Genomic DNA, 25394 nt, shown 5'->3' with positions numbered 1-25394 from the left:
TTAAGAAAAAGTTTTCTAAGGCTTAAAAAAAGTAGGAAAACTAATTCATTTTTCACTTTAAAATTACTTTCTAAAGCAGCTATATAGCCGATTGTTAGAATACTAATATTAAAAAAGGTGCTTGAAATTTGTTTTGAAATTTTATATTAAAATATGATTAAAAAAAACATAATAAAAACGATATCATATCAAAATTTGATAAAAAAACACAAAAACATTTTATAAAATATGTTTAATTATAAATTGAAAATAAATTGAAATCTGTTTTATAAAAAGTACATATATATAGTAAACTCTTTTTATATATAATATGAAATTTTTTATGGGTCTATATTAAAATAGAAGTCTAAATTTATAAATAATTAAGTAAACTTTCTTTTAGTTTTGTATAATAAAGAGTATGGTATAATCTACGAGAATATATAAATTAAAAATCTAAATAAGTTTTTGTTCTCATTAACCATAAATTAATGAGTAAATAAAATGCAGATAAACACCGATGTAAGGGCGCTTACGCTTTTAGGGTTTGGAGTAGCTGTTATTAATAACTGCAAAATAGATAGGAGATAGATATTATGGAAAGATACAGTGAAATAACAAATAAAAATCAACGTGAAATAGTTTTATTAAAAGGTTTCCCTTGTGCATGGGGAAAATGTAGTTTTTGTGATTATATATTAGATAACTCTACATCTAAAGAAGAAATAAATGAAATTAACTTTGAAGTTTTAGAAAAGATATCTGGTAAGTATAAGGTATTAGAAGTTATTAATTCAGGAAGCTGTTTTGAACTTCCTAAAGAAACGTTGGAAAAAATAAAGGAAATAGTGGTGGAAAAAAAGATAGAGAAGTTATTTTTAGAAAGCCATTGGTGTTATAAAAACAAAGTAAAGAAAATGAGAGAGTTTTTTGGAATCCCTATAATATTTAAAATAGGTGTTGAGAGTTTTGATTATGAGTTTAGAAATGAATTTTTAAATAAAAATGCTAAATTTAAAACCATTGAAGAATTAAAAGAATATTTTGATTCACCTTGTATGATGGTTGGTATAAAAGGGCAAACCAAAGAAATGATAGACAAGGATATAGATATAGTTATTAATAATTTTACCCATGCAACTATAAATGTTTTTATAAATAATAGTTCTAAATTGAAAAGAGATGATGAATTAGTTAAGTGGTTTATAGATAAATATAATTATTTAGATCAAAATCCTAATATTGAAGTATTATATAATAATACTGATTTTGGTGTAGGAGAATAAAAAGCTGGCCTAAGGTATTTCATATACACTAGGCTAGCTTTTTATATAAATTATTATATTAACATAAATAAAATATTCGATGCTTTACTTATAACTTTGATAGCTAAAAGTTTTAGTAAGCTTTGTACAAATAGAGTGATTTTGTGTAAAAATCAATATTGTGATACAATAGATAAAATAGACATTAAATTTTATGGAGGAAATAAATGAAAGGCAATGAAAGATTAAAAAAATTTATCGAACTTCAAGAAAAAGAAATGGAGTTTGAACATATATCAAAAGAATTGGGGATAATGCCTAAAACGCTTAGAGCATTTTTAAATAAAAGTGGATATAAATTAGAAAATAGAAAGTATAAGTTAAAAGAAGAAAATAAGGCAAGTCAAATAGCATTCAAAGAAATAAAAAAAGAAGAAAGTAAAAAGAAAAAGTCTGACACCGTAATTAAAAAAAATAGATCATCAAAGAGGGACGAAGAAAAGAAAACAAATAAAAAAAATACTCTTGCAAAAACAACTGAAAAGTCAAATGAAAATAAAAAAACAAATATAAAGCCCAGAAAAGATAGAAAAATTAATATAACAACTGAAGATCTAGATAAACTATGTGAAGTATATGATTGGTATTTACAAGTTAAAGATTACAGAAGTTTGCAGCCTAAAAAAACAGTATCCAAAAAAGATATAAATATAGAAAAAAAAGAATTAAAAGAACTTAAGTCTACAAGCATAAGAGTTGAGAAAAGTATATGGGAAGAGTTTGAAAGATTATGTAGTAACTCTCAATTTACTAAGCAAGAGATAATTACTCAGGCCCTTACAGATTTTATGAAAGAGTATAAACATTTATTATAAAAATAAAATTATTAAAAATGAAAAATATAATGAATTTCTTGCAAAATGAGAATATAATTATATTAATATTTAAATATGAGGAGTTAAGAAATAATGAGAATTTCAAAAAAGTCATATTTATTAGTAGTCTTATTGAGTAGTATTATAGGATTGAGTGGATGTGAAAAAGAAGTAAGTAAAAAAGAAGAACTCAAAAATACTGTATCAAGTATAAAAATAAATCAAGAAAATGCAAAAGCAATTAAAATAGAAAATACAGAGATTACTAATGTATCTAATTTAGATCAAAATAGTACAGTTACTAAAATAGAAAATAAAGAAAATTTTTATATAAGTAATATATGGGTTGGATATGAAGAAGTAGATAAAAATGGAAATGTAATATCTAACTCTCAAACATTTTTAGATTTAACATTATTGCCAGGAGATTTATCAGCTGTATCGTTTCCTCATAAAGAGTACGCAAACAGCATAAAGATAGTGTCTTACGGTTATGAAACAGAAGGAACAGGTGTAGTTGTAAATTTAAAAAAAGATTCTGTTAAAATAAAAGAAAATATAGCTAAAGTAGAAAATAGTAAATCTTATGAAGTCTTAGCATTATCTGAAATATATAAAGAAAATGAAACAGAGGATGCAAGTACATATATGGTAAAAATCAAAAACTCATCAGAAAAAGATTTAGGAAATATATCGTTAAAGATAGGGGAATTAAAAAGAGATGGAGAATATATAACAGTAAACCATTTACCAGCATATAATGTTTTAAAACCAGAAGAGGAAATCGAAATGGAAGTAGCCGTTTCAAGTAATGCAGATAAATTAAAGATATTAGGATATAGCTATGATGATGTAAAAGAAAAAGCTACTATAGATATTGATCTTAAATCTCATAGAGTTAAAATAAATAAATAATTATTACTTAGGAGGATTTTGGATGTATAAATCATATATTTATGATGAATAATAAATATTAATTAAGGGGTGGTAAAAATGAATGAAAATAACTTAAACCAAGGGAATTTAGATTTTGAAAAAATGAATGCAACACTAGCAGACCCAGAGTTTGCAAATTGGTATTATAATGAAATGTTAAACAAATTAGATTCTAACTTAACTATGGATGAATTCATAAACATAATCAATAGTTACAATCAAAATAAATTACAATAGTTTGATAAGTATCATTTTATGAAAGAAGGATTTCATATGAAATGGAAAAGCAAAAAACGAGAAAAATACTATGTAGGGATGTATAAAAACTATACGGATACTACAGATATAGTTAGTTGTTATTTTTCAGCTTTAAATCAAATGAAAGGGTGTTCTTATACTGGGCAATGTAATGACATTGATATGTATAGTGACTTATCTGGTTTAGAATATAAGGCAAATATAACTTATGAAAATCAATAGTAAAAGTAGTTAGCTCGGTGTATTTACTAATTATAATTAGATAATACAACGAGCTTTTTATGTTGTATAATAAAAATAAAAAAGAAAAGGGGGATGAGAGTGAAAATATTAATAGTAGAAGATAATAAAAGCCTTTTAGATAGTATTAGTAGTGAAATGAGCAAACATTTTGAAGTGGAAATATGTGAAGACGGAGATCATGCTTTATATTTAATAAATCAAAATATATATGATTTATTAATTTTAGATTGGATGTTGCCTCATATTTCAGGGATTGAAATACTAAAGAATATAAGAAAAAAAGATATAAATACACCGGTACTAATATTAACAGCCAAAGAAAGTTTAGATGATAAAGTAAGCGCTTTTGAAATAGGAGCTAATGATTATTTGACAAAACCTTTTTATATGGAAGAGTTAATTGCTAGAAGTTACGCAATTCTTAGGACAAATGGAAAAATAAAAAATAAAAATGGAATTATATTTAAGGATTTATATATAGATACAAATAAAAAAACTGCATTTATAAATGATGAAGAAATATATCTTCAAAATAAACAATTTAATTTATTAGAATATTTTTTAATAAATAAAGGATGTATTTTACTTAAAGAACAAATATATGACAGAATTTGGGGAATTGATTCAGATGCTACTATAGAAATTGTTGAGGTGTATGTAAGTAATTTAAGGAAAAAACTAAGTAAATATGGATATGATAAATATATAAAAACAAAACGCAAAGTGGGATATATTTTTGATGATAAATAAAAATGTATTTAATAAAACGAAGGTTAGTTTAATAAAAATAAATGTAGCCGTAGTTGTAAGTTTTTTTATAATATTTTCCATATTTATATATTCATACTTTCAGGGGCTTACATACAATAGTGTAGATAAAAATTTAAATGATGAGCTAGAAAATATTACAGTACAACTAACAAGTAGTGCAATGTTTTCTCCAATAGTTTTAAAAGATCCAAGCAATATGGTATATATATATGAAGGAAATAGAGTAAAGTATTATACAAGAAATGGTTACTTTGAAGACATGTTGCCAAAGCTTAGAGAAAATAAAAAAAATAGCTTTTTTACATATACAGAAAATGGATACACATTTAGGGAGTTAAGCTTAGAAATAGGAAAGTATAAAATACAAATAATAAGAAATATAGATTCACAAATAAATTCATTTAAGCAATTAATATATGTATTTGTTATTGGAATAATAATTGCAATCATTATAACTTATTTTATTGCACTTTATTTAACTAAGAAAGCATTGATACCTATAGAAACTGCATGGAATAATCAAGCAAAATTTGTCCAAGATGCATCTCATGAGCTTAGAACTCCTATATCAATAGTTTCATCTAAATTAGAAAGTATGCTAAGAAGCCCAGATAGTACAATAAGTGATGAAGTTGAATTGATTGCTGATGCCATGAAAGAAACTAGACGAATAAAAAAAATGATAAATGATTTATTATGCCTTACAAAGGAAGATTCAATAACAACTTTAAATAAAGAAGAAGTAAATATTGAACAGCTAATAAATGAAATAAGTAATGATTATTTAGACATAGCTGAAATACAAAATAAGAAATTTAATATAAATTTAAATGCAGAGAATAAAATAATAATTACAGATAAAAATAAACTAAGACAATTAATTTTAATATTCATAGATAATGCGTTCAAATATACTAATGAAAATGATATCATATGTATAAATTTAACTGAAGAAGGACGTGATATCATAATAACCATTGAAGATAGTGGTATGGGTATTAAAGATGATGAAATATCTAATATATTTGATAGATTTTTTAGAAGTGAAAATATTAGAAGTAAAGACATTGATGGTTCAGGTATTGGATTATCTATTGCGAAGATGCTATCAACAAGTTTAGATATAGATATTAATGTAAAATCTAAGCTAAATGAGTTTACTAAATTTAATTTGATAATTCATAATAAATAATGTTTATAGTTACTGGGTAGGGGTATATATATAAATAGATATTAATAAATAAAGTATTATAATATAATAAGTAATAACTATATTATATTATAATACATAGTATAGATTATAGAATATTTAGGAGGGCAAGAATATGGCTAAAGTTATAAATACTTCACAATTTAGAGGGGATATAGAAAATGGAAAAGGATTAGTCGTTGTTGATTTCTATGCAACGTGGTGTGGTCCTTGTAAAATGTTGGCACCAGTATTTGAATCACTAGGAGAAGAAATGCAAAATCAAGCGAGATTTGTAAAGGTTGATATAGATCAAAGTTTAGAGATAGCTCAACAATTTAATATATCAACAGTACCAACAATGATGATATTCAAAGATGGAAAACCGGTTGAATCTTTAGTTGGGTTTATGCCAAAAGAAAAAATAAAAGCTAAGGTTAAAGCATATTTATAAAAATAGGTGATTAAAATGAGATATGATATAGCAATAGTTGGTAGTGGTCCAGCAGGTCTATCAGCTGCAATAAATGGAAAAATAAGAAATAAAAGCGTTATAGTATTTGGAAATGAAAATTTAAGCAATAAATTAATAAAAGCGCCATCAATTGATAACTATTTAGGTTTCTTTGAGATAAGCGGTGATGAATTAAAAAATAAATTTAAAGAGCATATAGATAGTATGGGTATCGATATATGCCAAAAGAAAATAAATAATGTTTATGCAATGGGCGATTATTTTGCATTAATGTCAGGCGATGAAATGTATGAAGCAACAACAGTTATATTAGCTACTGGAGTTGAATATGGAAAGCCTATAAAAGGAGAAGAAGAATTTCTAGGAAGAGGAGTAGGATACTGTGCAACTTGTGATGCTCCTTTATATAAAGATAAAAAAGTTGCAATAATAGGCTATAACAAAGAATCAGAAGAAGAAGCAAACTTCTTAAATGAAATAGCATCTAAAACTTATTTTATCCCTATGTATAAAAATGAGGGATTAATGAGGTCTTCAAATGATTTAGACAGTTCAATTGAAGTTATAAATGATAGACCGGTTCAAATACATGGAGATAATCTTGTAAATAAGGTTGCATTTAAAGAAAAAGAGATAGATGTAGACGGTGTATTTGTAATAAAAGATAGCGCATCACCAAAATCCTTAGTGCCTGGTATAGAAACTGATGGTCCTCATATTAAAGTAGATATTAATATGAAAACTAGTATTGAAGGATGCTTTGCTGCAGGGGATTGCGTAGGTAAGCCTTACTCTTATATAAAATCAGCTGGTCAAGGACAAATAGCAGCATTAAATGCTGTAGCATATTTAGATAAATTAAAAATAGAACAAAGAAAACAACAGCAACAATAAAAACAAAAAGGCTCTAGTGATTACTAGAGTCTTTTTGATTTATCTTTAGAAAAATTAATTTCATTTACTATATCATCAAGTTCTTTATTAAGTCTTAAAAATTCATTTTTATCTACATTATAATTTAAAAATAAATCTTCCATTTTTGATGTTATAGAATTTACTTTTTTAGTTACATCTAAAAATAAACTAAAATTACTACTATTCATAGCGTTATTAAATTTTTTTAAATCTTTAGTTATAAATGATACTACCTCGTATTCATCTGAGAAAACACCTTGAGGAATTGGATAAGGTTTAATACGTTGCAAAAAATATTGCTTTTTAGCATTTATATTATAAGAATAAGAAATTTCAAATTTATCATTTAATTTAAATTTCATAAAGTATAGTAATCCTCTAACTTTAACTATGTCATAAGCTCCCATTTGACGTAATAAAGTTTCTATAGCATCACCTTGAGCACTATTTACATTCATAAAACATCACCCTTCTAAAAAATTAAAATCTTATAAGTAAATATAATGTAGATATTATTATTGTCAAAATCATGATAGGAAATCCAATTTTAAAATAATTTTTAAATGTAATTGGATGAGCATGCTTTTGCCCTACGTTAGCTAAAACTATATTAGCAGAAGCTCCTATTAAAGTACCATTACCTCCTAAACATGCACCTAGAGATGTTGCCCACCAAAGAGGCATTACATCAATTCCTTGCGTTTCCATTGTTAAAATAAGTGGTATTAATGTTGCGACAAAAGGGATGTTATCTAAGAATGAAGAAACTATAGCTGATAGCCAAAGTATTATAAGCATTGTAAATACTGGATGACCAGATGTTGCAGATATTATAAATGTAGCTAGTTGGTTTATAATACCTACTTCTTGAAGCCCACCTACAATTACAAATAATCCTGTAAAAAATATTATCGTAGACCACTCAATACTTGCTAAGATATCATCAATATCTTGTTTACCAATTAAAAGCATTACAGTTGCACCAGTAAGAGCAACAATACTAGAGTCTATATGAATTACATTATGTAAGCTAAATCCTAGTAAAATAAAAAACATTACAATCAAGCTCTTTATTAAAAGTGATCTATCTTTTATAGCTTTATGCTCATCAAGCTTTAATATAGCTCCTTTGTTTTCAGCATCGACTATAAGGCTGTTTTTATATATATATTTAAAACATATTATTAAAATTACTAATAATACAGCAACTATTGGTCCTAAATTAACTACAAAATCCATAAAGCTAAGGTTTGCAGCACTACCAATCATAATATTAGGTGGATCACCTATTAAAGTTGCTGTCCCACCTATGTTAGATGCCAAAATTTGAGTTATTAAAAATGGAACAGGATTAATATCTAAAATTTGAGTTATGACTATAGTCATTGGTCCTATTAATAGCACAGTGGTAACGTTATCTAAAACTGCAGATAAAATTGCGGTTATAACTACGAAGCTGATCATTATTTTCCAAGGATCACCTTTAGCTTTTTTAGCAGTATATATGGCTATATACTCAAATAGTCCTGAATTTTTTACTACAGAAACAAAAATCATCATACCTATTAACACACCTATTGTATTAAAATCAACATGATGTAAGCTTACTTCTAAAGGAAGTATATTAAATAAAATCATAAGAAGTGCACCGCATAAAGCTGCAACACAGCGGTTAATTTTTTCTGAAATAATAGCTATCATAACTAGTAAAAATATTAAAATAGCTAATATTTGCTTAGTCCCCATTAAAATCTCCCCCCTATTTAATTTGTTCAATAAGTAAATAATAGTACTTTTTCGTATTATTTGCAATTAAAGCAAAAGAAAAAGTTAGAAAAATTACTAATTAAAATTTAAATCATTGAAACATAGCATGATTAAAAAATAAACTTATTATGCAAAATTTCAAAAAAAAATATAGTGGAAATAAAAAATGAACGTTGATAGATAACGATTTTAAATATGTCTAAATAGAATGGAAAAATAAAAAAATGAAATATTAAAAAAAAATTATTCATTTTTACTATTGAAAAAGATTCAAATAAGCTTTATAATGAAAAATAAGTTAATACAATTTTCAATATACTAATTAATCAATTATTTGAAAAAATAAATAAAAATTTTTCGTTAGAATTTTAATTAAAATGGAGGAGGAGTTAAACATGGAAATATTATTAAAAATGATAGACAGTATAAATACTTTTTTATGGTCGTATATATTAATAGCGATGTTAATAACATTAGGATTGTATTTTACATTTAAAACAAAATTTGTACAATTTAGATATTTTAAAGAGATGTTCAGACTTTTAGGAGATGGAGCGTCAAAGGACAATAAAACAGAAGGAAAAGTTTCATCTTTCCAAGCTTTCTGTATAAGTACAGCATCAAGAGTTGGAACTGGTAATATAGCTGGTATAGCTATAGCTATCGTAGGTGGAGGGCCAGGGGCAATTTTTTGGATGTGGCTAATAGCTATTATAGGGTCGGCATCAAGCTTTGTTGAAAGTACTCTGGCACAAATATTTAAAGTTAAAGATAAAGATGGATACAGAGGTGGACCTGCATACTACATGGAGCAAGGTTTGAATAAAAGATGGATGGGAATTACTTTTGCGATATTAATAACAATATGTTATGGATTTGTATTTAACGCAGTTCAAGCTAATACAGTTTCTGCTGCATTTAGTAATGCATTTGGTATAAGTAATCTAATGATGGGTCTAATACTAGCAGTTTTAACAGCACTTGTTATATTTGGTGGCGTTCATAGAGTGGCAAAAGTTTCTGAAGTAATAGTTCCAATTCTTGCAGGATTATATATATTAATTGCACTATTTATAATAGCAACTAATATAACTCAATTACCTGGAGTATTTAAGCTAATATTTGAAAGTGCATTTGGAATTAGAGAAGTTGCAATGGGTACTATGGGTGGAATGATGTTAACAGGTATTAAAAGAGGTTTATTCTCAAATGAAGCTGGTATGGGTTCAGCTCCTAATGCAGCAGCAACAGCAGATACATCTCATCCTGTAAAACAAGGTTTAATTCAGTCTTTAGGTGTATTTACAGATACTATAGTTATATGTAGCTGTACTGCATTTATAATTCTTTTATACCCTACGTATATGGAAACTGGATTAACAGGAATAGAATTAACTCAAGCAGCTTTAACAGCTCATATAGGTCCGATAGGAAATATATTTATAGCAGTTTGTATATTCTTATTTGCATTTAGTTCTATAGTAGGTAATTATTACTATGGTCAATCAAATATGGAATTTATTAAGCTAAACAAAACAGTATTAAATATATTTAGAGCACTAGTTGTATGTATGGTATTATTTGGATCTGTAGCTAAAGTACAAATTGTATGGAATTTAGCAGATGTATTTATGGGGCTTATGGCGATAATAAACTTAATAGCAATAGCCTTATTAGGTAAATATGCATTTATAGCACTAGAAGACTATACATTACAAAAGAAAAATGGTATAAAAGACCCTGTATTTGATGCAAGTAAAGTACCTGGTTTGGAAAATGTTGAATGTTGGAACGGAAAAGAAGATAACACAAAAATAGGATAGAATAATTATGTTTGAAGGCTCTCATTTAATGAGAGCCTTCAAATGTTTCTAGGTAGTTACAAAATCGCTTAAACTCATCTATATCTTTTATAGATTGAAGGTTTCTTAAGTCAATAATTATATTGCTAGGTTTATGTAGTATAAACTCCATGTCAAATAGCTCGCACTCATGAAATCCAACTTTATAGTCATACTTATAAGGCTTAAATTTATCGAAGTTTTTCTCAAAATATTTTATTTTTGCATAACACAATCTATGAATATTAAATAAAAGAGCTAGTGTAGAATGCTTTATAGCGAATTTATTAGTAAAATATTTTATTGTATGATATTTATCATGATGAAACTCCCAAATCAAATCATCATTTAATGTAAGTGAATATTTTTTTATTAAATTATATTTTTCTTGAGTTAAACCATATATATTCTTAGAACTCATAATAGCCTCCTATGTGTACGATAGCTCATAGATTTATAGATGTTATTATATATTTGAATATAAAAAATAAAATGTGTAAAATTAAAAATTATTATAGTTACTTGTTTACATATAAATAAAAACAATGTATTTTTTCATTAATATAGATAAAAATTTTTAAAAAGCAAAATTTATGATAAAATTGAATATTAGTAAGTATAAGATTAAAAATGAACTGTGATAACATAGACAAACAGTGAATTATAAAATATAAACATGATTATAATTACATAGAATAAAGATTTTAAGGAGAGTATAGATGAATGTAAAACCTTTAGAGATACTATATAAGTACTATGGATATACAAGCTTTAGAAATGGACAAGAACAAATTATAAATTCTATAGTTAATAAAAATGATGTATTAGCAATAATGCCTACAGGTGGAGGAAAATCTATTTGTTATCAGATTCCAGCACTTTGTTTAGATGGAATAACTATAGTTATTTCTCCATTAATATCATTAATGAAAGACCAAGTAGATACATTAAAAACTATGGGAATAGAAGCCGAACTTATAAACAGTTCGCTTTCAAATAGCGAGTATAGCCAGATATTAGATAATATAGATAATAATAAATATAAACTAATATATGTAGCACCTGAAAGACTTGATAACTTGGAGTTTATAAATTTAATAAGAAATAAAAATATTGCACAAGTAGCAATAGATGAAGCTCATTGTATATCAAGCTGGGGTCATGATTTTAGAAAAAGCTATAAAAGGATACCTAATTTTATAAAAAGCCTATATAAAAGGCCTATAGTAACTGCATTTACGGCAACTGCAAGCGATGAAGTAAGATATGATATTATGAATATATTAAGTTTAGAGGACCCTGCAATTTATATAACAGGATTTGATAGAGAAAATTTATCTATTAATATAGTTAAATCATCATCTAAAAATAGATATCTATTGGATTATGTAGAAAACCATAAGGTTGAAAGTGGGATTATATATGCAGCAACTAGAAAAGAGGTTGATAGTATATATGATGGTTTACTTAAAAGAAATTATTCTGTATCTAAGTACCACGCAGGATTAAATGATGAAGCTAGAAAAGAAAATCAAGAAAAATTTATAAATGATGATATAAAAATAATTGTTGCGACAAATGCTTTTGGTATGGGGATAGACAAACCAAATATAAGATGGGTAATACACTACAATATGCCTCAAAGTGTAGAAAATTACTACCAAGAGATAGGGAGAGCTGGGAGAGATGGAGATCCTAGTGAATGTGTATTGTTATTTACTCCAGGAGATATACATACACAAAAATATTTAGTTGAAGTAGGAATAGAAAATCCTGAAAGAAAAAAAATTCAATACAAAAAACTTCAACAAATGGTAGATTTAGTTTATAGCAATGGATGCTATAGAAAAAGTATATTAAATTATTTTGGAGAAGAGAAAAAAGATGATTGTAACAACTGTAGCAATTGTTTAAATGAAGGTGAAATAGTAGATAAAACATTAGATGCTCAAAAAGTAATCTCTTGTATAGCAAGAATGAAAAGAGGATTTGGTGCAACTATGATTATAGATGTACTTAGAGGGTCTAAAAATAAAAAAGTAATAGAGCAAGGATTTAATACTCTTACTACATACGGAATTATGAAGGAATATTCAACTGAGGATTTAAAAACATTTATAAATACATTAGTCGCGCATGGATTTTTAGAAGTTGTAGAAAATTTAGGACTAAGAGGAAGCTATCCTACTATAAGACTAAATGAACAGTCTATGAAGGTAATAAAGAAAGAAATTAAAGTTGAATTTAAAGAATCTAAAGTTACAAAATCTAGATATGTAGAAAATGAATTGTATGAAAGATTAGTAGAGCTTAGAAGTGAGATAGCAAGACAAAGTAATATAGCGCCATATATGGTATTTGGAGATGCGACACTTAAAAATATGACCAGTATATATTCAACTAGTAAGGATGAAATGCTTAGTATATCTGGTGTTGGAGAAATTAAATATGATAGATATGGTCATCAATTTGAAAAAGTTATACAAAGTTATATAGACGAAAAAAATATAAATAAGAACGAGTTATTAAAAGAAAAGGCAAGCAATGATGTGGATACTAAAATTAAAAATGATGAGTTTTTTGAAGTTAACACAGATTTAAAGTTATATGAAAAGCTAAAAAGTTTTAGGCTAAGTGTTTCTAAACTTGAGGGCGTATTACCATATATGATATTAAGTGCAAATACTCTTAAAGAAATAAGTGGTAGGTATCCATTAGATGAAGAACAATTAAAAGATATAGGTGGAATTGGTCCAGTAAAAATAGATAAGTACGGAGAAGATATTATAAATATAATAAAAGAATATATTGAAGAAAATAATATAGTACCAAAATGGGAATATAAAAAAAGGCTTAAATTAATACTTGATGGAGATAATAGAAAAAATGATGAAATTGTACTTGATTTATTAAATCAAGGTATGACAATTAAGGATGTATGCGACGAAATTGAAATATCTACATCAACTGTATTAGGATATGTGTGTGACTATTTAAAGCAAAATAATATAATTAAATTTAATATAGACACTAAAAAATTCTATACTGAAGATGAAAAAAAAATTATATTAGATGTAATTGATAAATTTGGAGATGATAAAATAAGCTCAATAAAAAAAGCATTGCCCGATTATATAAAATACGAAAGTATAAGAGCTATAATTTTAGAACGATATTTATAATATACATAAATTTTAAGTATATAAATAAAGGTAATAAAATATAAATGTAGAAATTAAATAAAAATACTTATATGTGGGGGCGTTTAGTTGGATAGATGGTATAGAATTAATGTATGGTTAAGTGTTTTAGGAATACTAGTTTTTGGAGCAAGTTTAATATTTTTAAAACGAATGCAGTTATTTTTATTACCAGCAATGTTTGGGCTAGGAATGGCGATTAAGGGGGCGAAAAATATTTATAAAAATCAAGGGCCTCCTAAGACACAAAAGTCAAAAAGACCTGATTATAATAAAAGAAAGAAGAAGAAGAAGTGAAAAGAAATGCTAAGAAGTCATATGATTTTTTAGCATTTCTTATTTATCGTATAAATTTATTTTGTATATAGAGATTTAAAAAATTAATTGTACAAATTGAATAAAATATTTAATTTATTATTATAAATAGAATATATATTGAAAATATTAAAAAAATATGATAAAGTTTTAGTACCAGGTAATAATATCGAAGGATGAAAGTTACCATATATGGAGGAAAATATAATGAGCAATATAAAAATAGTGTGTGATAGTTTATCTGATATACCATCAGAATATATAGAAAAGTACAATATATCAATAGTTCCGTTAAGTGTTATATTTGATGGAAAAGAATATATAGATGGCGTAGATATAAATAAAGATGAATTTTATAAAATGCTTAGAGATAATGATAAGCTTCCGAAAACGTCACAAGTAACGTATATAAAGTTTAAAGAAGAATTTGAAAAACATATAAAGCAAGGTTATGAAGTTTTATATATAGGTGGATCATCTAATGCTTCAGGAACATATCAAAGTGCAGTAATGGCTAAGAATGATATTGAGGATGGTGTAGTAGTAACATTCGATACATTGTCATTATCATTAGGATGTGGATGTATGGTAATATCCGCAGCAAAATTAGCACAAGAAGGAAAGTGCATAGATGAGATATTAAACCATTTAAATAATACTAAAAAAAATTCGTCTGTTTTGTTTACTGTTGAGACGTTAGAATATTTACAAAAAGGTGGCAGAATATCATTAGCAAAAGCTACTATAGGCAATATGCTAAACATAAAACCTATCTTATGTATAGATGATGGTTTGGTAAAGCCTATATCTCAAGTTAGAGGTAAAAAACAAGTAATAGGTAAAATTATAGAGATTTTAAAAGATCAACACGGTGAGGATCTTAGCAACAAGTGTGTTATAATTGGATGTGGAGATAATAAATCAGACTTAGAAGTGTTTAAGAAGCGATTAATTGAAGAATTCAAGAATATAGATTGCTTAGAAGTGAGTATGGGAAGTTGTATTTGTGCTCACTCAGGACCAGGAGTATTAGGTATAGGATGTGTAGATAAGTAAAATAAAAACTGCTTTATATGAAATTCATATAAAGCAGTTTTTATTTTACTTAATTTATAAAATTAAATTTAATTTTAAGATTTAAAGTTAAATGTTTTTTATAAATAAATAAAAATTGTCCGTGTTATTAGAAAATTATAAATATTAGAACTTTGCATAAAAAAGTTAAAAAAATAAATTAAAAAACATAAAATAAATATATACACAATATATAATAAAACATAAGGTGGAAAAGGCTTTTTTAAAGAAAGTTATAGTTTTATATGTATATATTTAGGGAAAAAATGTATAAAATATGTAAATTTCATATGTTATAATGAGTTTATCGTTAGGTGATAGGGGGGAGATTTTATGGATATTAATAGAGTTCTCAATTTTTCCTCTAATGCAGGAAGAGCAATGCTACAAAGCGGTGGAGAAACGTATAGAGTTGAAGAAACTATATCAAGAATATGTCAAGCATTTAATGTTGATGATGTAGATGTTTTTGCAACACCGACAGCAGTAATGGTTTCTGTATTTATTGAAGGAAAAATTCATTCTATAGTAAAAAGAATAAAATCAAGAGGTGTAAATTTAAATAGGGTCCATAATATAAATTCTTTATCTAGAAAGATTAGTATGGAAAATTTGTCTATTGAGGAATGTGAGAAAGAATTAGAAAAAATATGTATTGATGATAGTTATGATACAGAAAAAATATTAGTGGCATCTGGGATTGCTTCGTCAGCTTTTACAATGCTATTTGGTGGAGAGATAAATGCTATTATAGTTTCTTTTTTAGTCGGAATTATAACTAAATTAATTTTTACGAGTTTAAGTAAGTCATCATTAAATGAATTTTTTATAAATAGTATATGCGGTTCAGTTATAGCTATTTTTTCTATATTACTTTTAAAGATAGGAATAATTAAAGAGATTGATAAATTAATAGCTGGATGTATAATGTTACTAGTACCAGGACTTGCACTAACTAATTCTATAAGGGATATAATAGAAGGTCAACTAATATCCGGTCTTACTAAGGCTGCAGAGGCATTTTTAGTAGCAGTATCGATTGCTGTAGGTACTGGAGCAGTAATACATTTATATTTAACAATGGGGGGGATTTAATATGATACTAGAAGCAATAGCATCAGCTCTATCTGCAATCAGCTTTGGTATTATTTTTAATATAAAAGGAAGAAGGCTTTTAGCAGCTGGATTTGGAGGAGGCTTAAGCTGGTTTACTTATAAACTTTGTTTAGCAAATGAAGTTTCTCAGGTATCTTCATTTTTTATAGCTGCAATATGTTTTAGTATATATTGTGAAATTTGTGCTAGAGTATATAAAACTCCAGCTACAACACTATCTGTGTGCTGTTTAATACCTTTAGTTCCAGGATATGGTGTATATAATACAATGTATGAATTTATAAAAGGAGATTATATAAAAGCTATAGATTATGGTATAAATACATTATCTTTAGCTGGAGCTTTAGCACTAGGTGTTATTTTTGTATCTACTATATTTAGAAATTTTAATTTGCACAAGACATTAGATAATTTGGTAAAGTCTCCAAAAAGGATAAAAAACACAAACCAAACATTAGAAGAAAGCTTTGAATAAATTTAAAATCCCCATTATAAAAATAATGGGGATTTGCTTAATTTAAATTAAGCATTTAATATATATTTCAAACTTAAACTGTGTAGTAATTTTGCAGTGGTTTTATACAAAATCCTTTTAATTATATAATTAAAGCAAGATAAAGTCAACTTAAAATTAAAAGATAAAAAAATAACAATGAATAAGATTAAATATTATATTAGATTGTTGAGATGGTAAAAACACTATGCTATACTCAAATTGTAAAAGTTAATAGAGAAAGCTAGGGGAGCTAGAATTGGCTAGCTGAGAGAAAAGCCTCAACTTAATACCCTACTAACCTGATCAAGGTAATGCTTGCGAAGGGAAGCTTTTAAGTATACTAATGTTTTTAAGTATACATTTTTTATATTATTTAAAAAAGTGCTTTCCTAGAAATAGGATAAGCACTTTTTTACGTATAAGGAAATTATGATTACACTATAATTGTTGATAAGTAGTTTAAATATAGCTATATCAGCAAAATTAGAGTAAGTAAAAAATCAGATTTTAAGCAACAGCCGAAGTTGTTGTCGACATTAGGGAAGCGAATTTTTGATTTAGAGGAGGTATTATGAAAGTAAATGGGAAGACTATAGAATTTGAAAAAAATAAAAATATTATAAGTCTTTTAGAGTATTTTAATTTAAATGAAGAACAAGTGGTAGTTGAGGTGAATTTTGAGATAATAGAGGTTGAAAAATATAAAAATTATATTTTAAGAGAAGAAGACATTATAGAAATAATAAGATTTGTAGGAGGGGGTTAAAATTAAAATTTTTTTAAATGAACTTCATACAGAAATAGATGAAGAATTAACTTTATATGAAGTTAGAGATAAGTATAAAAAAGAAAGTGATATTGTAATATTAAATGGTTATCCTGCTGATAAAAATTACAAGTTACAAGAAAATGATAAAGTTAGTTTAATTAAAAAAGGTGAAAATTTAGATTTACATGAAATAGAAAACCTATTAGCTGCAAGGCATACTCCTAATATACACAAAAAGCTAAAAAAGGGAAGTGTTGCTATATTAGGATTAGGTGGATTAGGATCAAACATAGCAATTTCTTTAGCTAGAATTGGGGTAGGGGAATTAATTGTAGCTGATTATGATATTGTGGAACCATCTAATTTAAATAGGCAGCAGTATTTTATAGAAGATATAGGATCTTATAAAATAGATGCTATTAAAAACCATTTGAATAAGATAAATCCTTTTATAAATGTAAGAGAATTCAATAAAAAAATTACTAACAAAAATATGAATTTATTTAAAAATGTAGACATTATTATAGAAGCTTTTGACGATCCAAAATCAAAAGCAGAAATAAGCAATTATGTTTTAACAAATATGAAAGATAAATTTTTAATAGCATCATGTGGAATGGCAGGATATTATGATTCAAATATGATACATACAAAAAAAATTAGAGAAAATTTTTACATCTGTGGAGATTTAGTAAGTGAAGCGAAAATTGGAGATGGTCTTATGGCACCTAGAGTTGCTATATGTGCAAATCATATGGCGAACTTAGTAATTAAAATATTAGTTGAAAAATATTAATTATAAAAACGTAGGGGGATAATATGGATAGATTAGTTTTAGGAGAACATAAATTTAATAGTAGACTACTTATAGGAACAGGTAAATACGGTTCAAATGAAATACTACCTAAGGTAATAAAAGAGAGCAATAGCGAAATAATAACCATGGCTCTTAGAAGAGTGGATTTAGATAATAAAGAAGAAAATATATTAACACATATACCAAATGAGATGACAATACTACCAAATACATCAGGAGCGACAAATCATCAAGAAGCTGTTAGAATAGCAAGAATTGCACGTAAAATGGGATGTGGAAATTTTATAAAGATAGAAGTTATTTCAGATACAAAATATTTATTACCAGATAATGATGAGACGATTAAGGCGACAGAGATTCTGGCAAAAGAAGGTTTTGTAGTTCTTCCATATATGAGCCCAGATCTTTATGCTGGTAAAAGACTTATAGATGCTGGGGCCGCAGCTGTAATGCCTTTAGGTTCTCCTATAGGTTCAAATAGAGGTATTAAGATGAAAGAAATGATAAATATTATGATTGAAGAATTAGATATCCCTATAATTGTAGATGCAGGCATTGGAAAACCATCTCAAGCAATGGAAGCAATGGAGATGGGAGCAGCAGCAGTATTAGTAAATACTGCAATTGCATCTAGTAAAGATCCAATAAAAATGGCAAGAGCATTTAGATTGGCAGTAGAAGGCGGAAGAGAGTCATATCTTGCTAAGTGTGGAATAGTATCTGACTATGCAAACTCATCATCACCTTTAACTGGTTTTTTATCAGAACTAAGCACGGTAGAATAAATATAAAATTTCAGGGGGGAGCGAGATACATGAGTTTTTATGATATTTTAAAGTCTTATAAAAATTTGGATATACATAGATATATGAATAATGTAACTGATGAAAATATATTAAATTCGTTGCAAAAAGATTCATTAGATGAATATGACTTACTTAATTTACTTTCAAAAAAAGCAACAAATTATTTAGAGCTAATGGCACAAAAATCTAATAAACTAACTAATCAATATTTTGGAAAAACAATATGCTTATATACACCTATGTACATAGCTAATTATTGTATTAATAAATGTGTATATTGTGGATATAACCTAGAAAGTGGTATAAAGAGAAAAAAACTAACAATGGACGAAATAAAGTATGAGGGTGAATTTATATCAAATGAAGGCTTTAAACACCTATTAATACTTACTGGAGAAAGTAATATACATTCAGATATAAAATATATAGGAGAAGCGGTAGAAACCTTAAAGTATAAGTTTTCATCAATTGGTATAGAGGTATATCCTATGGATGAAGAAGCATATGAGTATCTTGTAGATAAGGGCGTTGATTCTCTAACTGTATATCAAGAAGTTTACGATGAAGGTATATACAAAAAAGTACACATAAAAGGACCAAAGTCAAATTATAAGTATAGATTAGATGCCCCTGAGAGAGGTGCAAAGGCAGGTATGAGAAGTATATCTATAGGAGCTCTATTAGGTCTTAATGATTTTAGAGAGGAAACGTTTTTTACTTTATTGCATGGGAAATACTTAAGAAATAAATACCCACATGTAGAAATATCATATTCAGTACCAAGAATAAGACCATTTAAAGGGTGCTATGATGGTATAAAAGAGGTAAATGATACAGATTTAGTACAAGCTATTTTATGTATGAGGTTATTTGATAATCACGGCGGAATAAATTTATCAACAAGAGAATCTTTAGATCTTAGAAAAAACTTAATTCCTCTAGGAATAACTAAGTTAAGTGCTGGAGTATCAACAGATGTAGGTGGACACTCTCAAGGAGGTAAAGATACATCACAGTTTAAAATAAGTGACGAAAGTAATGTAGAACAAGTCAAGACGATGTTACATTCTATAGGGTATCAGCATGTATTTAAAGATTGGGAGAGATTTTAATGTACCTTATAACTAATAGGAGCTTATGCGGTGAAAATAAGTACTTTGATTCAATAAATGATTCAGTTTGTAATGGTATTGAAAATATAATAATAAGAGAAAAAGACTTAAGTAATGATCAACTTAAAAATGTATACTATAAAATAAAATCTAGGCTTAAAAATGTAAATAAAAAATACAATTTAATTATAAATTCCAATATAGATGTATTTGAAGAAGTTGATGCAGATGGTATTCATTTACCATTTATGATATTTAAAAAAAGTATAAAAGATAACTATGCATTTAAAGAGAATAAAATATTAGGAATATCAACTCATAGTATAAAAGAAATAGAATATTTAGAGCAGTTTAAAAAAAATAATAATTTAAATATAGACTATATAACAATATCTCATATATATGAAACTGACTGTAAAAAGGGTATTTCACCTAAAGGAATAGAGATATTAAAATGTGCTAAAAAAATAAGTAGTTCAAAAATTGTAGCATTAGGGGGTATAACACCTGACAATTCATTAAATACGCTGAAATATTGTGATGATATAGCTATAATGTCACAGATTATGAAGTCTGCTAATGTAGAAAAAACTATAAAGGAATATTTTGAATTTTAAAAAAGACGTATTATAAACGTCTTTTTTTATTTCAAAAATAAAAATTGAATATATGCTATAAAGTAAATTATGTATTTGAAATTTAGAAACTATATTGGTTAGTTGTCATTTACTTAGGGAATAAATATAGTATATGTTTTTATAATAGGAGTTGATAAAATGAAAAAGCTTGCAACTTTTGCTGGTGGATGCTTTTGGTGTATGGTAAAACCATTTAATGAATATGAAGGTGTGGAAAAAGTTGTATCTGGATATACTGGAGGTCATACTAAAAATCCTACATATGAACAAGTTTGTTCAGGAAATACAGGACACATAGAGGCAATTCAGATAGTTTATGATGAAACTATAATTGGATATGATGAACTTTTAGAAATATTTTGGAATCAGATTGATCCAACAGATGAAAATGGCCAATTTAATGATAGAGGAGAAAGATATAAAACAGTAATATTTTATCATGATGAAATACAAAAGAAAATGGCTGAGAAATCTAAAGAAGATTTAGAAAAAAGTGAAATTTATACAAAGCCAATTGTAACTATGATTATTGAAGCACAACAATTTTATGAAGCAGAAGAATATCACCAAAATTATTACAAAAAAAATAGGAAAAGTTATGAGGCATACTATAAAGGTAGTGGGAGATTTGATTTTGTAAAAAAGAATTGGGCTAAAAAGAATTTGACTGACTTACAATATCAAGTAACTCAAAATAACATGACAGAAAGGCCTTTTGAAAATGAATACTATGATAATTTTAAAGAAGGAATATATGTAGATGTTGTAAGCGGAGAAGTATTATTTTCATCTAAGGATAAGTTTGATTCAGGTTGTGGATGGCCGAGTTTTTCAAAATCTATTAGTAATGAATGTGTAGTTGGAAGATATGACTATTCTAATGGGATGAAAAGGGTAGAGGTTAGAAGTAAAGAAGGAGATAGTCATTTAGGTCATGTATTTGATGATGGACCTAAGGAATTAGGCGGAATTAGATTTTGTATAAACTCATCTGCATTGAATTTTATACCTAGAGAAAAAATGAAAGAGCTTGGCTATGGCAAATATATATACTTATTTGAATAAAAATTTTTTATAAGCTATATTTTATTGAATATGAAATGTATGTGAAGTATTTTTGAAGCATATTTACTTAATGTATAATACAGTGATAAACTAAGTAATAAATAAAAATACAGGAGAAATAAAATGAGTTTAAAAGAATTTGAGTTTATAGACGAATCTATAGATATGCTACAGTCTATGACTCCAACATTAGAGTTAATATCAGATGAGCTTAGAAAAAATTTTGAATATATACTACAAGATAAAAATCAGGAATATATAAATATTTCTGCAAGAGTAAAATCAGAAACAAGTTTACAGGAAAAAATAATAAGAAATAGATATTTAAAAAAATATAATGAAGCAACTAATCTTATTCATAATTTATCTGATTTAATAGGTATAAGAATTGAATGTAGATTTATAGAAGATGAAAATAAAATATATAGAGTCTTAAGACGATATTTTAACAAGACAGATGACAAAGTATATTATTATAATAAAAATAATAAAGACATAAAGCTTAAACTTAATGAAAAGCAACCTATGAAACAAAAAAATGGATTTGAGATTTATAGAATAGATGGATGCATTGATTATATGGACAAACAAATTAAGTTTGAGCTTCAGATAAAATCTCTAGTAAATATTTTTTGGAGTGAAATAGAACATAAAATTATTTATAAGAATAACACATATTTAATAGGAGATAATTTTTTAAAAGATATGATGTCATCTATTAAAAATAATTTGACTATGATAGATAATCAATTATTAAGTTTATATAAAAACTTCCAAACAGGAAAAACTAGCAATGAGGATGAAAGAACAAAAGCATTACAAAAGTTTTTAGCTAAAATAACTTATGATACTTTTTCAGCAAAAATGAAAGAAAGTATAGGTTTTGTTGTTGATTTTAAAAAGCCATGTGAAACTATAATTAGCTATTCATTTAATAAGAAACAAAAAAGCCAAGATGCATTTGGAGATCTTATGATAGAAGAATTAGGGAGATTAAATCATATTGCTAAAAAGGATATTGATTTTACAAAGCCAATAGTATTTGAAGAAGAAGTTATTTTTAAAGACGTATTTTGTAAAAGATTGGGCAAATATATAGAGTCTAAGTTAAATGCAGAATTTGCATGGAATCTATTCTTCAGGATACTATTTGAAATAGAACCTTATAATAATAAACAAGACTTTGAAAATTTTGTTTTATTTATAAAGGATATAGTTTTATCTAAAGATAATAAATCAATAATAGTAAGTAAGTTTGGAACAAAATCTAAAACTATTGTAAGAGATATATATGAGAGTATAGCAAATGGATTTACAAATGTAGATAGTGTAGAGATTTTATATGATTATAACTTAGAAAAAATAAATTCATTAACAACAGAATTTGTAACTTATATAAGCCGAGAAATAAATAGTTATGAAGAATATTTACAAAGTAAAGATGAAATAAAAAATGAGCTTGAGAAAAAAGTAATTCAAATATTTGAATAAATAAACTTAGCAAAAAAAATATAGTTAAATCATATTATATTAATGAAGTATTTATTTGGGGGTAAAGGGTATGAATTTTTTTAAGTATGATTCATGGGCGGTTGTTGCAAAAGATTATTCATCAGGTAGCAAATCGTATAAAATAATAGAACTTTTAAAAAATCATGAATGTAATGTTGTTGGGATTAACTATGAAAATAATATACAAACTAATAACATATTTATTTATGAAAGTTTAAAAGATGTTCCTCATAATATTGATGTAGTTGTAATAGTGGATGAAACTATAGAAACGTATGTTATATTAGAAGAAATGGAGCTTTTAGATATAAATAATATTTGGTTTGAAAAAGATAGTTACAATGATTCAATAATAAAAAAAGCAAAAAGTTTAAATATTAATGTAATATATGGAATAAGCTTATTCAAGGAATTTAATATATATTAATATTTGATTTAATTAATATATAATATGGTAAGTATAAAAATAATATATGTTATAATTTAGTTAAATAGTATTTAAGGAGGATAGAGATGTTAATATTAACAATAGATAATGTACCAGGGAAAAAAATCACTAAAGTTTTAGGTTTAGCAAAAGGTAGTACTATAAGAGCTAAACATATAGGAAAAGATATTGGAGCTGGCTTTAAACAATTAGTTGGTGGAGAACTAACAGGATATGATGAAATGATGACAGAAGCTAGAAAAATAGCTATAAATAGAATGGTTGAAGATGCACAAAGTCAAGGAGCAAATGCAATAATAGGATTTAGGCTAACATCAGCTGCGGTTATGCAAGGTGCAGCTGAAATGCTTGCTTATGGTACTGCTGTAGTTGTAGAAGGTGATGAAAATTAGTGCAGGGTTAATTATAGCTATTATATTAGGAGTATTAGTTCCAGCGCTATTAGCTCTAGGAAGTGTAGTGCTTCTTGTAGTTAAAATAATCGAAAGAAAAAAAGAAAAGAAAAAAGAAGATTGGGATAAATATAAAAATTACTAATGAAAACAGTGTATCTAGAAAAAATACTAGATACACTGTTTTTTAATAATTTACGAATTATTTTATATAAAAATAAATAAATGTATCGTATAATACTAATATATATTAAAAAAAGTATTGTAAAGTTTGGAGGTAGTGATGAAAAATATAATAGTAGTAAGAGGAGCGGGTGACTTAGCTAGTGGAGTTATACATAAATTAAGTAATTGTGGATTTGATGTAGTGGCATTAGAAGTTGAAAAACCTTTAGCTATAAGAAGAAAAGTTTCATTTTGCGAAGCTATATATGAAAATGAAGTTAAAATAGATAATGTTAGTTGTAAGTTATGTGAAAATTTGGATGACATATATTCTGTATTGAATGAAAAGAAAGTAGCTTTAATTGTAGATCCAAATGGAGATTATATAAAGCAAATAAAGCCCAAAATAGTTATAGATGCAATACTAGCAAAAAAGAATCTAGGGACTAATAAAAATATGGCTCCTTTAACAATAGGACTAGGGCCAGGATTTTTTGCAGGGAAAGATGTGGATATAGTTATTGAAACGATGAGAGGACATAATTTAGGCAAAATAATAAAAGAAGGATATGCATTAAAAAATACAGGAACACCAGGTAATATAAATGGAGTTGGAAAAGAGAGAGTAGGCTATTCAAGTGCGAGTGGAATAATTAATACTATAGCAGAAATTGGGCAGAAAGTAGAAAAAGGTCAAATTCTTGCGCAAATAGTAGATGAAAATCAGAAAGTTCATGAAGTAAAAGCTAGTATTTCAGGAGTATTAAGAGGAATTATAAGAAATAAGTCTAATATAGTAAGTAGGCTTAAAATTTTAGATATAGATCCAAGAATGGATGAAGTAAAAAATTGTTATACAATATCAGATAAAGCAAGATGTATAGCAGGTAGTGTATTAGAAACTGTAGTAAAGTATATAAACACAGGTAATATATAAAAAAGTAATTAATTTAAG

At 26.4% G+C, this 25394-nt stretch carries 29 protein-coding genes and 1 riboswitch; of the genes, 26 read left to right on the top strand and 3 right to left on the bottom strand.

Annotated elements, in window-relative coordinates; genetic code table 11:
* The first annotated feature begins 575 nt into the window (after window positions 1-575).
* The 9 genes from BLP75_RS04855 to BLP75_RS04815 all read left to right on the top strand — a co-directional run bounded on the left by BLP75_RS04855 (window position 576) and on the right by BLP75_RS04815 (window position 6885).
* Window positions 576-1265, top strand: a complete 690-nt coding sequence (locus BLP75_RS04855) for a radical SAM protein (RefSeq protein ID WP_092724376.1) — start codon at window positions 576-578, stop codon at window positions 1263-1265.
* 206 nt (window positions 1266-1471) lie between these two features.
* Complete coding sequence (locus tag BLP75_RS04850) at window positions 1472-2119, top strand: hypothetical protein (RefSeq protein ID WP_092724374.1); 648 nt, start codon at window positions 1472-1474, stop codon at window positions 2117-2119.
* A gap of 93 nt (window positions 2120-2212) precedes the next feature.
* The gene (locus tag BLP75_RS04845) at window positions 2213-3034 is read left to right on the top strand and encodes a hypothetical protein (RefSeq protein ID WP_092724372.1); all 822 of its coding nucleotides are present in this window, start codon (window positions 2213-2215) and stop codon (window positions 3032-3034) included.
* Between the two features lie 78 nt (window positions 3035-3112).
* The gene (locus tag BLP75_RS04840) at window positions 3113-3292 is read left to right on the top strand and encodes a hypothetical protein (RefSeq protein ID WP_092724370.1); all 180 of its coding nucleotides are present in this window, start codon (window positions 3113-3115) and stop codon (window positions 3290-3292) included.
* 36 nt (window positions 3293-3328) lie between these two features.
* Window positions 3329-3535, top strand: a complete 207-nt coding sequence (locus BLP75_RS04835; protein ID WP_092724368.1) for a hypothetical protein — start codon at window positions 3329-3331, stop codon at window positions 3533-3535.
* Between the two features lie 99 nt (window positions 3536-3634).
* On the top strand, window positions 3635-4306 hold the full coding sequence (locus BLP75_RS04830) for a response regulator transcription factor (protein WP_092724366.1): 672 nt from the start codon (window positions 3635-3637) through the stop codon (window positions 4304-4306).
* Window positions 4296-5519, top strand: coding sequence for a sensor histidine kinase (locus BLP75_RS04825; RefSeq protein WP_092724364.1), 1224 nt, complete (start codon window positions 4296-4298; stop codon window positions 5517-5519). The genes BLP75_RS04830 and BLP75_RS04825 overlap by 11 nt, the downstream gene beginning before the upstream one ends.
* 133 nt (window positions 5520-5652) lie before the next feature.
* A complete protein-coding gene (trxA, locus tag BLP75_RS04820; RefSeq protein ID WP_092724362.1) occupies window positions 5653-5970 on the top strand; it encodes a thioredoxin in 318 nt (105 codons plus the stop codon).
* Between the two features lie 15 nt (window positions 5971-5985).
* Window positions 5986-6885: an NAD(P)/FAD-dependent oxidoreductase gene (locus tag BLP75_RS04815; RefSeq protein WP_170827932.1), complete on the top strand. Its 900-nt coding sequence runs from the start codon at window positions 5986-5988 to the stop codon at window positions 6883-6885.
* A 23-nt stretch (window positions 6886-6908) separates the two neighbouring features.
* Here the strand turns inward: BLP75_RS04815 and BLP75_RS04810 are convergent, their stop codons facing one another.
* The gene (locus BLP75_RS04810) at window positions 6909-7364 is read right to left on the bottom strand and encodes a hypothetical protein (protein WP_092724358.1); all 456 of its coding nucleotides are present in this window, start codon (window positions 7362-7364) and stop codon (window positions 6909-6911) included.
* A gap of 22 nt (window positions 7365-7386) precedes the next feature.
* Window positions 7387-8652, bottom strand: a complete 1266-nt coding sequence (locus tag BLP75_RS04805) for an ArsB/NhaD family transporter (protein ID WP_092724356.1) — start codon at window positions 8650-8652, stop codon at window positions 7387-7389.
* A 416-nt stretch (window positions 8653-9068) separates the two neighbouring features.
* Between BLP75_RS04805 and BLP75_RS04800 the strand changes: the two genes are divergently transcribed.
* On the top strand, window positions 9069-10496 hold the full coding sequence (locus BLP75_RS04800) for an alanine/glycine:cation symporter family protein (RefSeq protein WP_092724354.1): 1428 nt from the start codon (window positions 9069-9071) through the stop codon (window positions 10494-10496).
* 25 nt (window positions 10497-10521) lie between these two features.
* Here BLP75_RS04800 and BLP75_RS04795 read toward each other — a convergent pair whose 3' ends face one another.
* Window positions 10522-10935, bottom strand: a complete 414-nt coding sequence (locus BLP75_RS04795) for a hypothetical protein (protein ID WP_092724352.1) — start codon at window positions 10933-10935, stop codon at window positions 10522-10524.
* A gap of 298 nt (window positions 10936-11233) precedes the next feature.
* Between BLP75_RS04795 and recQ the strand changes: the two genes are divergently transcribed.
* The 16 genes from recQ (at window position 11234) to yqeB (ending at window position 25376) form a co-directional block, all read left to right on the top strand.
* Window positions 11234-13696, top strand: coding sequence for a DNA helicase RecQ (recQ, locus tag BLP75_RS04790; RefSeq protein WP_092724350.1), 2463 nt, complete (start codon window positions 11234-11236; stop codon window positions 13694-13696).
* A gap of 87 nt (window positions 13697-13783) precedes the next feature.
* Window positions 13784-14011, top strand: a complete 228-nt coding sequence (locus BLP75_RS04785) for a hypothetical protein (protein WP_092724348.1) — start codon at window positions 13784-13786, stop codon at window positions 14009-14011.
* A gap of 225 nt (window positions 14012-14236) precedes the next feature.
* Window positions 14237-15085, top strand: a complete 849-nt coding sequence (locus BLP75_RS04780) for a DegV family protein (RefSeq protein WP_092724346.1) — start codon at window positions 14237-14239, stop codon at window positions 15083-15085.
* A 351-nt stretch (window positions 15086-15436) separates the two neighbouring features.
* Window positions 15437-16198, top strand: coding sequence for a threonine/serine exporter family protein (locus BLP75_RS04775; protein ID WP_092724344.1), 762 nt, complete (start codon window positions 15437-15439; stop codon window positions 16196-16198).
* Window position 16199: 1 nt separating this feature from the next.
* Complete coding sequence (locus BLP75_RS04770) at window positions 16200-16694, top strand: threonine/serine exporter family protein (protein ID WP_092724342.1); 495 nt, start codon at window positions 16200-16202, stop codon at window positions 16692-16694.
* A 254-nt stretch (window positions 16695-16948) separates the two neighbouring features.
* A riboswitch (TPP riboswitch) is annotated at window positions 16949-17058 on the top strand.
* A 228-nt stretch (window positions 17059-17286) separates the two neighbouring features.
* On the top strand, window positions 17287-17481 hold the full coding sequence (gene thiS / locus BLP75_RS04765; protein WP_092724341.1) for a sulfur carrier protein ThiS: 195 nt from the start codon (window positions 17287-17289) through the stop codon (window positions 17479-17481).
* A gap of 1 nt (window position 17482) precedes the next feature.
* The gene (gene thiF, locus BLP75_RS04760) at window positions 17483-18280 is read left to right on the top strand and encodes a sulfur carrier protein ThiS adenylyltransferase ThiF (protein ID WP_092724339.1); all 798 of its coding nucleotides are present in this window, start codon (window positions 17483-17485) and stop codon (window positions 18278-18280) included.
* A gap of 23 nt (window positions 18281-18303) precedes the next feature.
* Window positions 18304-19086 carry a thiazole synthase gene (locus BLP75_RS04755; protein ID WP_092724337.1) on the top strand — a complete coding sequence of 261 codons (783 nt, stop codon included), beginning with the start codon at window positions 18304-18306 and terminating at the stop codon, window positions 19084-19086.
* Between the two features lie 29 nt (window positions 19087-19115).
* The gene (thiH, locus tag BLP75_RS04750) at window positions 19116-20219 is read left to right on the top strand and encodes a 2-iminoacetate synthase ThiH (RefSeq protein WP_092724335.1); all 1104 of its coding nucleotides are present in this window, start codon (window positions 19116-19118) and stop codon (window positions 20217-20219) included.
* Complete coding sequence (locus BLP75_RS04745; protein WP_092724333.1) at window positions 20219-20836, top strand: thiamine phosphate synthase; 618 nt, start codon at window positions 20219-20221, stop codon at window positions 20834-20836. Before thiH ends, BLP75_RS04745 begins: the two co-directional genes overlap by 1 nt.
* A gap of 159 nt (window positions 20837-20995) precedes the next feature.
* Window positions 20996-21922 (top strand): peptide-methionine (S)-S-oxide reductase MsrA, encoded by a 927-nt coding sequence (gene msrA / locus BLP75_RS04740; RefSeq protein WP_092724331.1) that lies wholly within the window; start codon window positions 20996-20998, stop codon window positions 21920-21922.
* A gap of 123 nt (window positions 21923-22045) precedes the next feature.
* Window positions 22046-23413: a GTP pyrophosphokinase gene (locus BLP75_RS04735; RefSeq protein WP_092724329.1), complete on the top strand. Its 1368-nt coding sequence runs from the start codon at window positions 22046-22048 to the stop codon at window positions 23411-23413.
* Window positions 23414-23483: 70 nt separating this feature from the next.
* Window positions 23484-23861: a CoA-binding protein gene (locus tag BLP75_RS04730; RefSeq protein WP_092724327.1), complete on the top strand. Its 378-nt coding sequence runs from the start codon at window positions 23484-23486 to the stop codon at window positions 23859-23861.
* 86 nt (window positions 23862-23947) lie between these two features.
* Window positions 23948-24274, top strand: coding sequence for a YbjQ family protein (locus BLP75_RS04725; RefSeq protein WP_092724325.1), 327 nt, complete (start codon window positions 23948-23950; stop codon window positions 24272-24274).
* Window positions 24264-24419, top strand: a complete 156-nt coding sequence (locus tag BLP75_RS18095; RefSeq protein WP_170139161.1) for a hypothetical protein — start codon at window positions 24264-24266, stop codon at window positions 24417-24419. The genes BLP75_RS04725 and BLP75_RS18095 overlap by 11 nt, the downstream gene beginning before the upstream one ends.
* A gap of 138 nt (window positions 24420-24557) precedes the next feature.
* Window positions 24558-25376 carry a selenium-dependent molybdenum cofactor biosynthesis protein YqeB gene (gene yqeB / locus BLP75_RS04720; RefSeq protein WP_092724323.1) on the top strand — a complete coding sequence of 273 codons (819 nt, stop codon included), beginning with the start codon at window positions 24558-24560 and terminating at the stop codon, window positions 25374-25376.
* The last annotated feature ends 18 nt before the right edge of the window (window positions 25377-25394 follow it).

The sequence above is a fragment of the Romboutsia lituseburensis DSM 797 genome, from assembly GCF_900103615.1.
In the GTDB taxonomy this organism is placed as follows: Bacteria; Bacillota; Clostridia; order Peptostreptococcales; family Peptostreptococcaceae; genus Romboutsia_F; species Romboutsia_F lituseburensis.
This window is presented reverse-complemented; position numbering and strand designations above follow the sequence as displayed.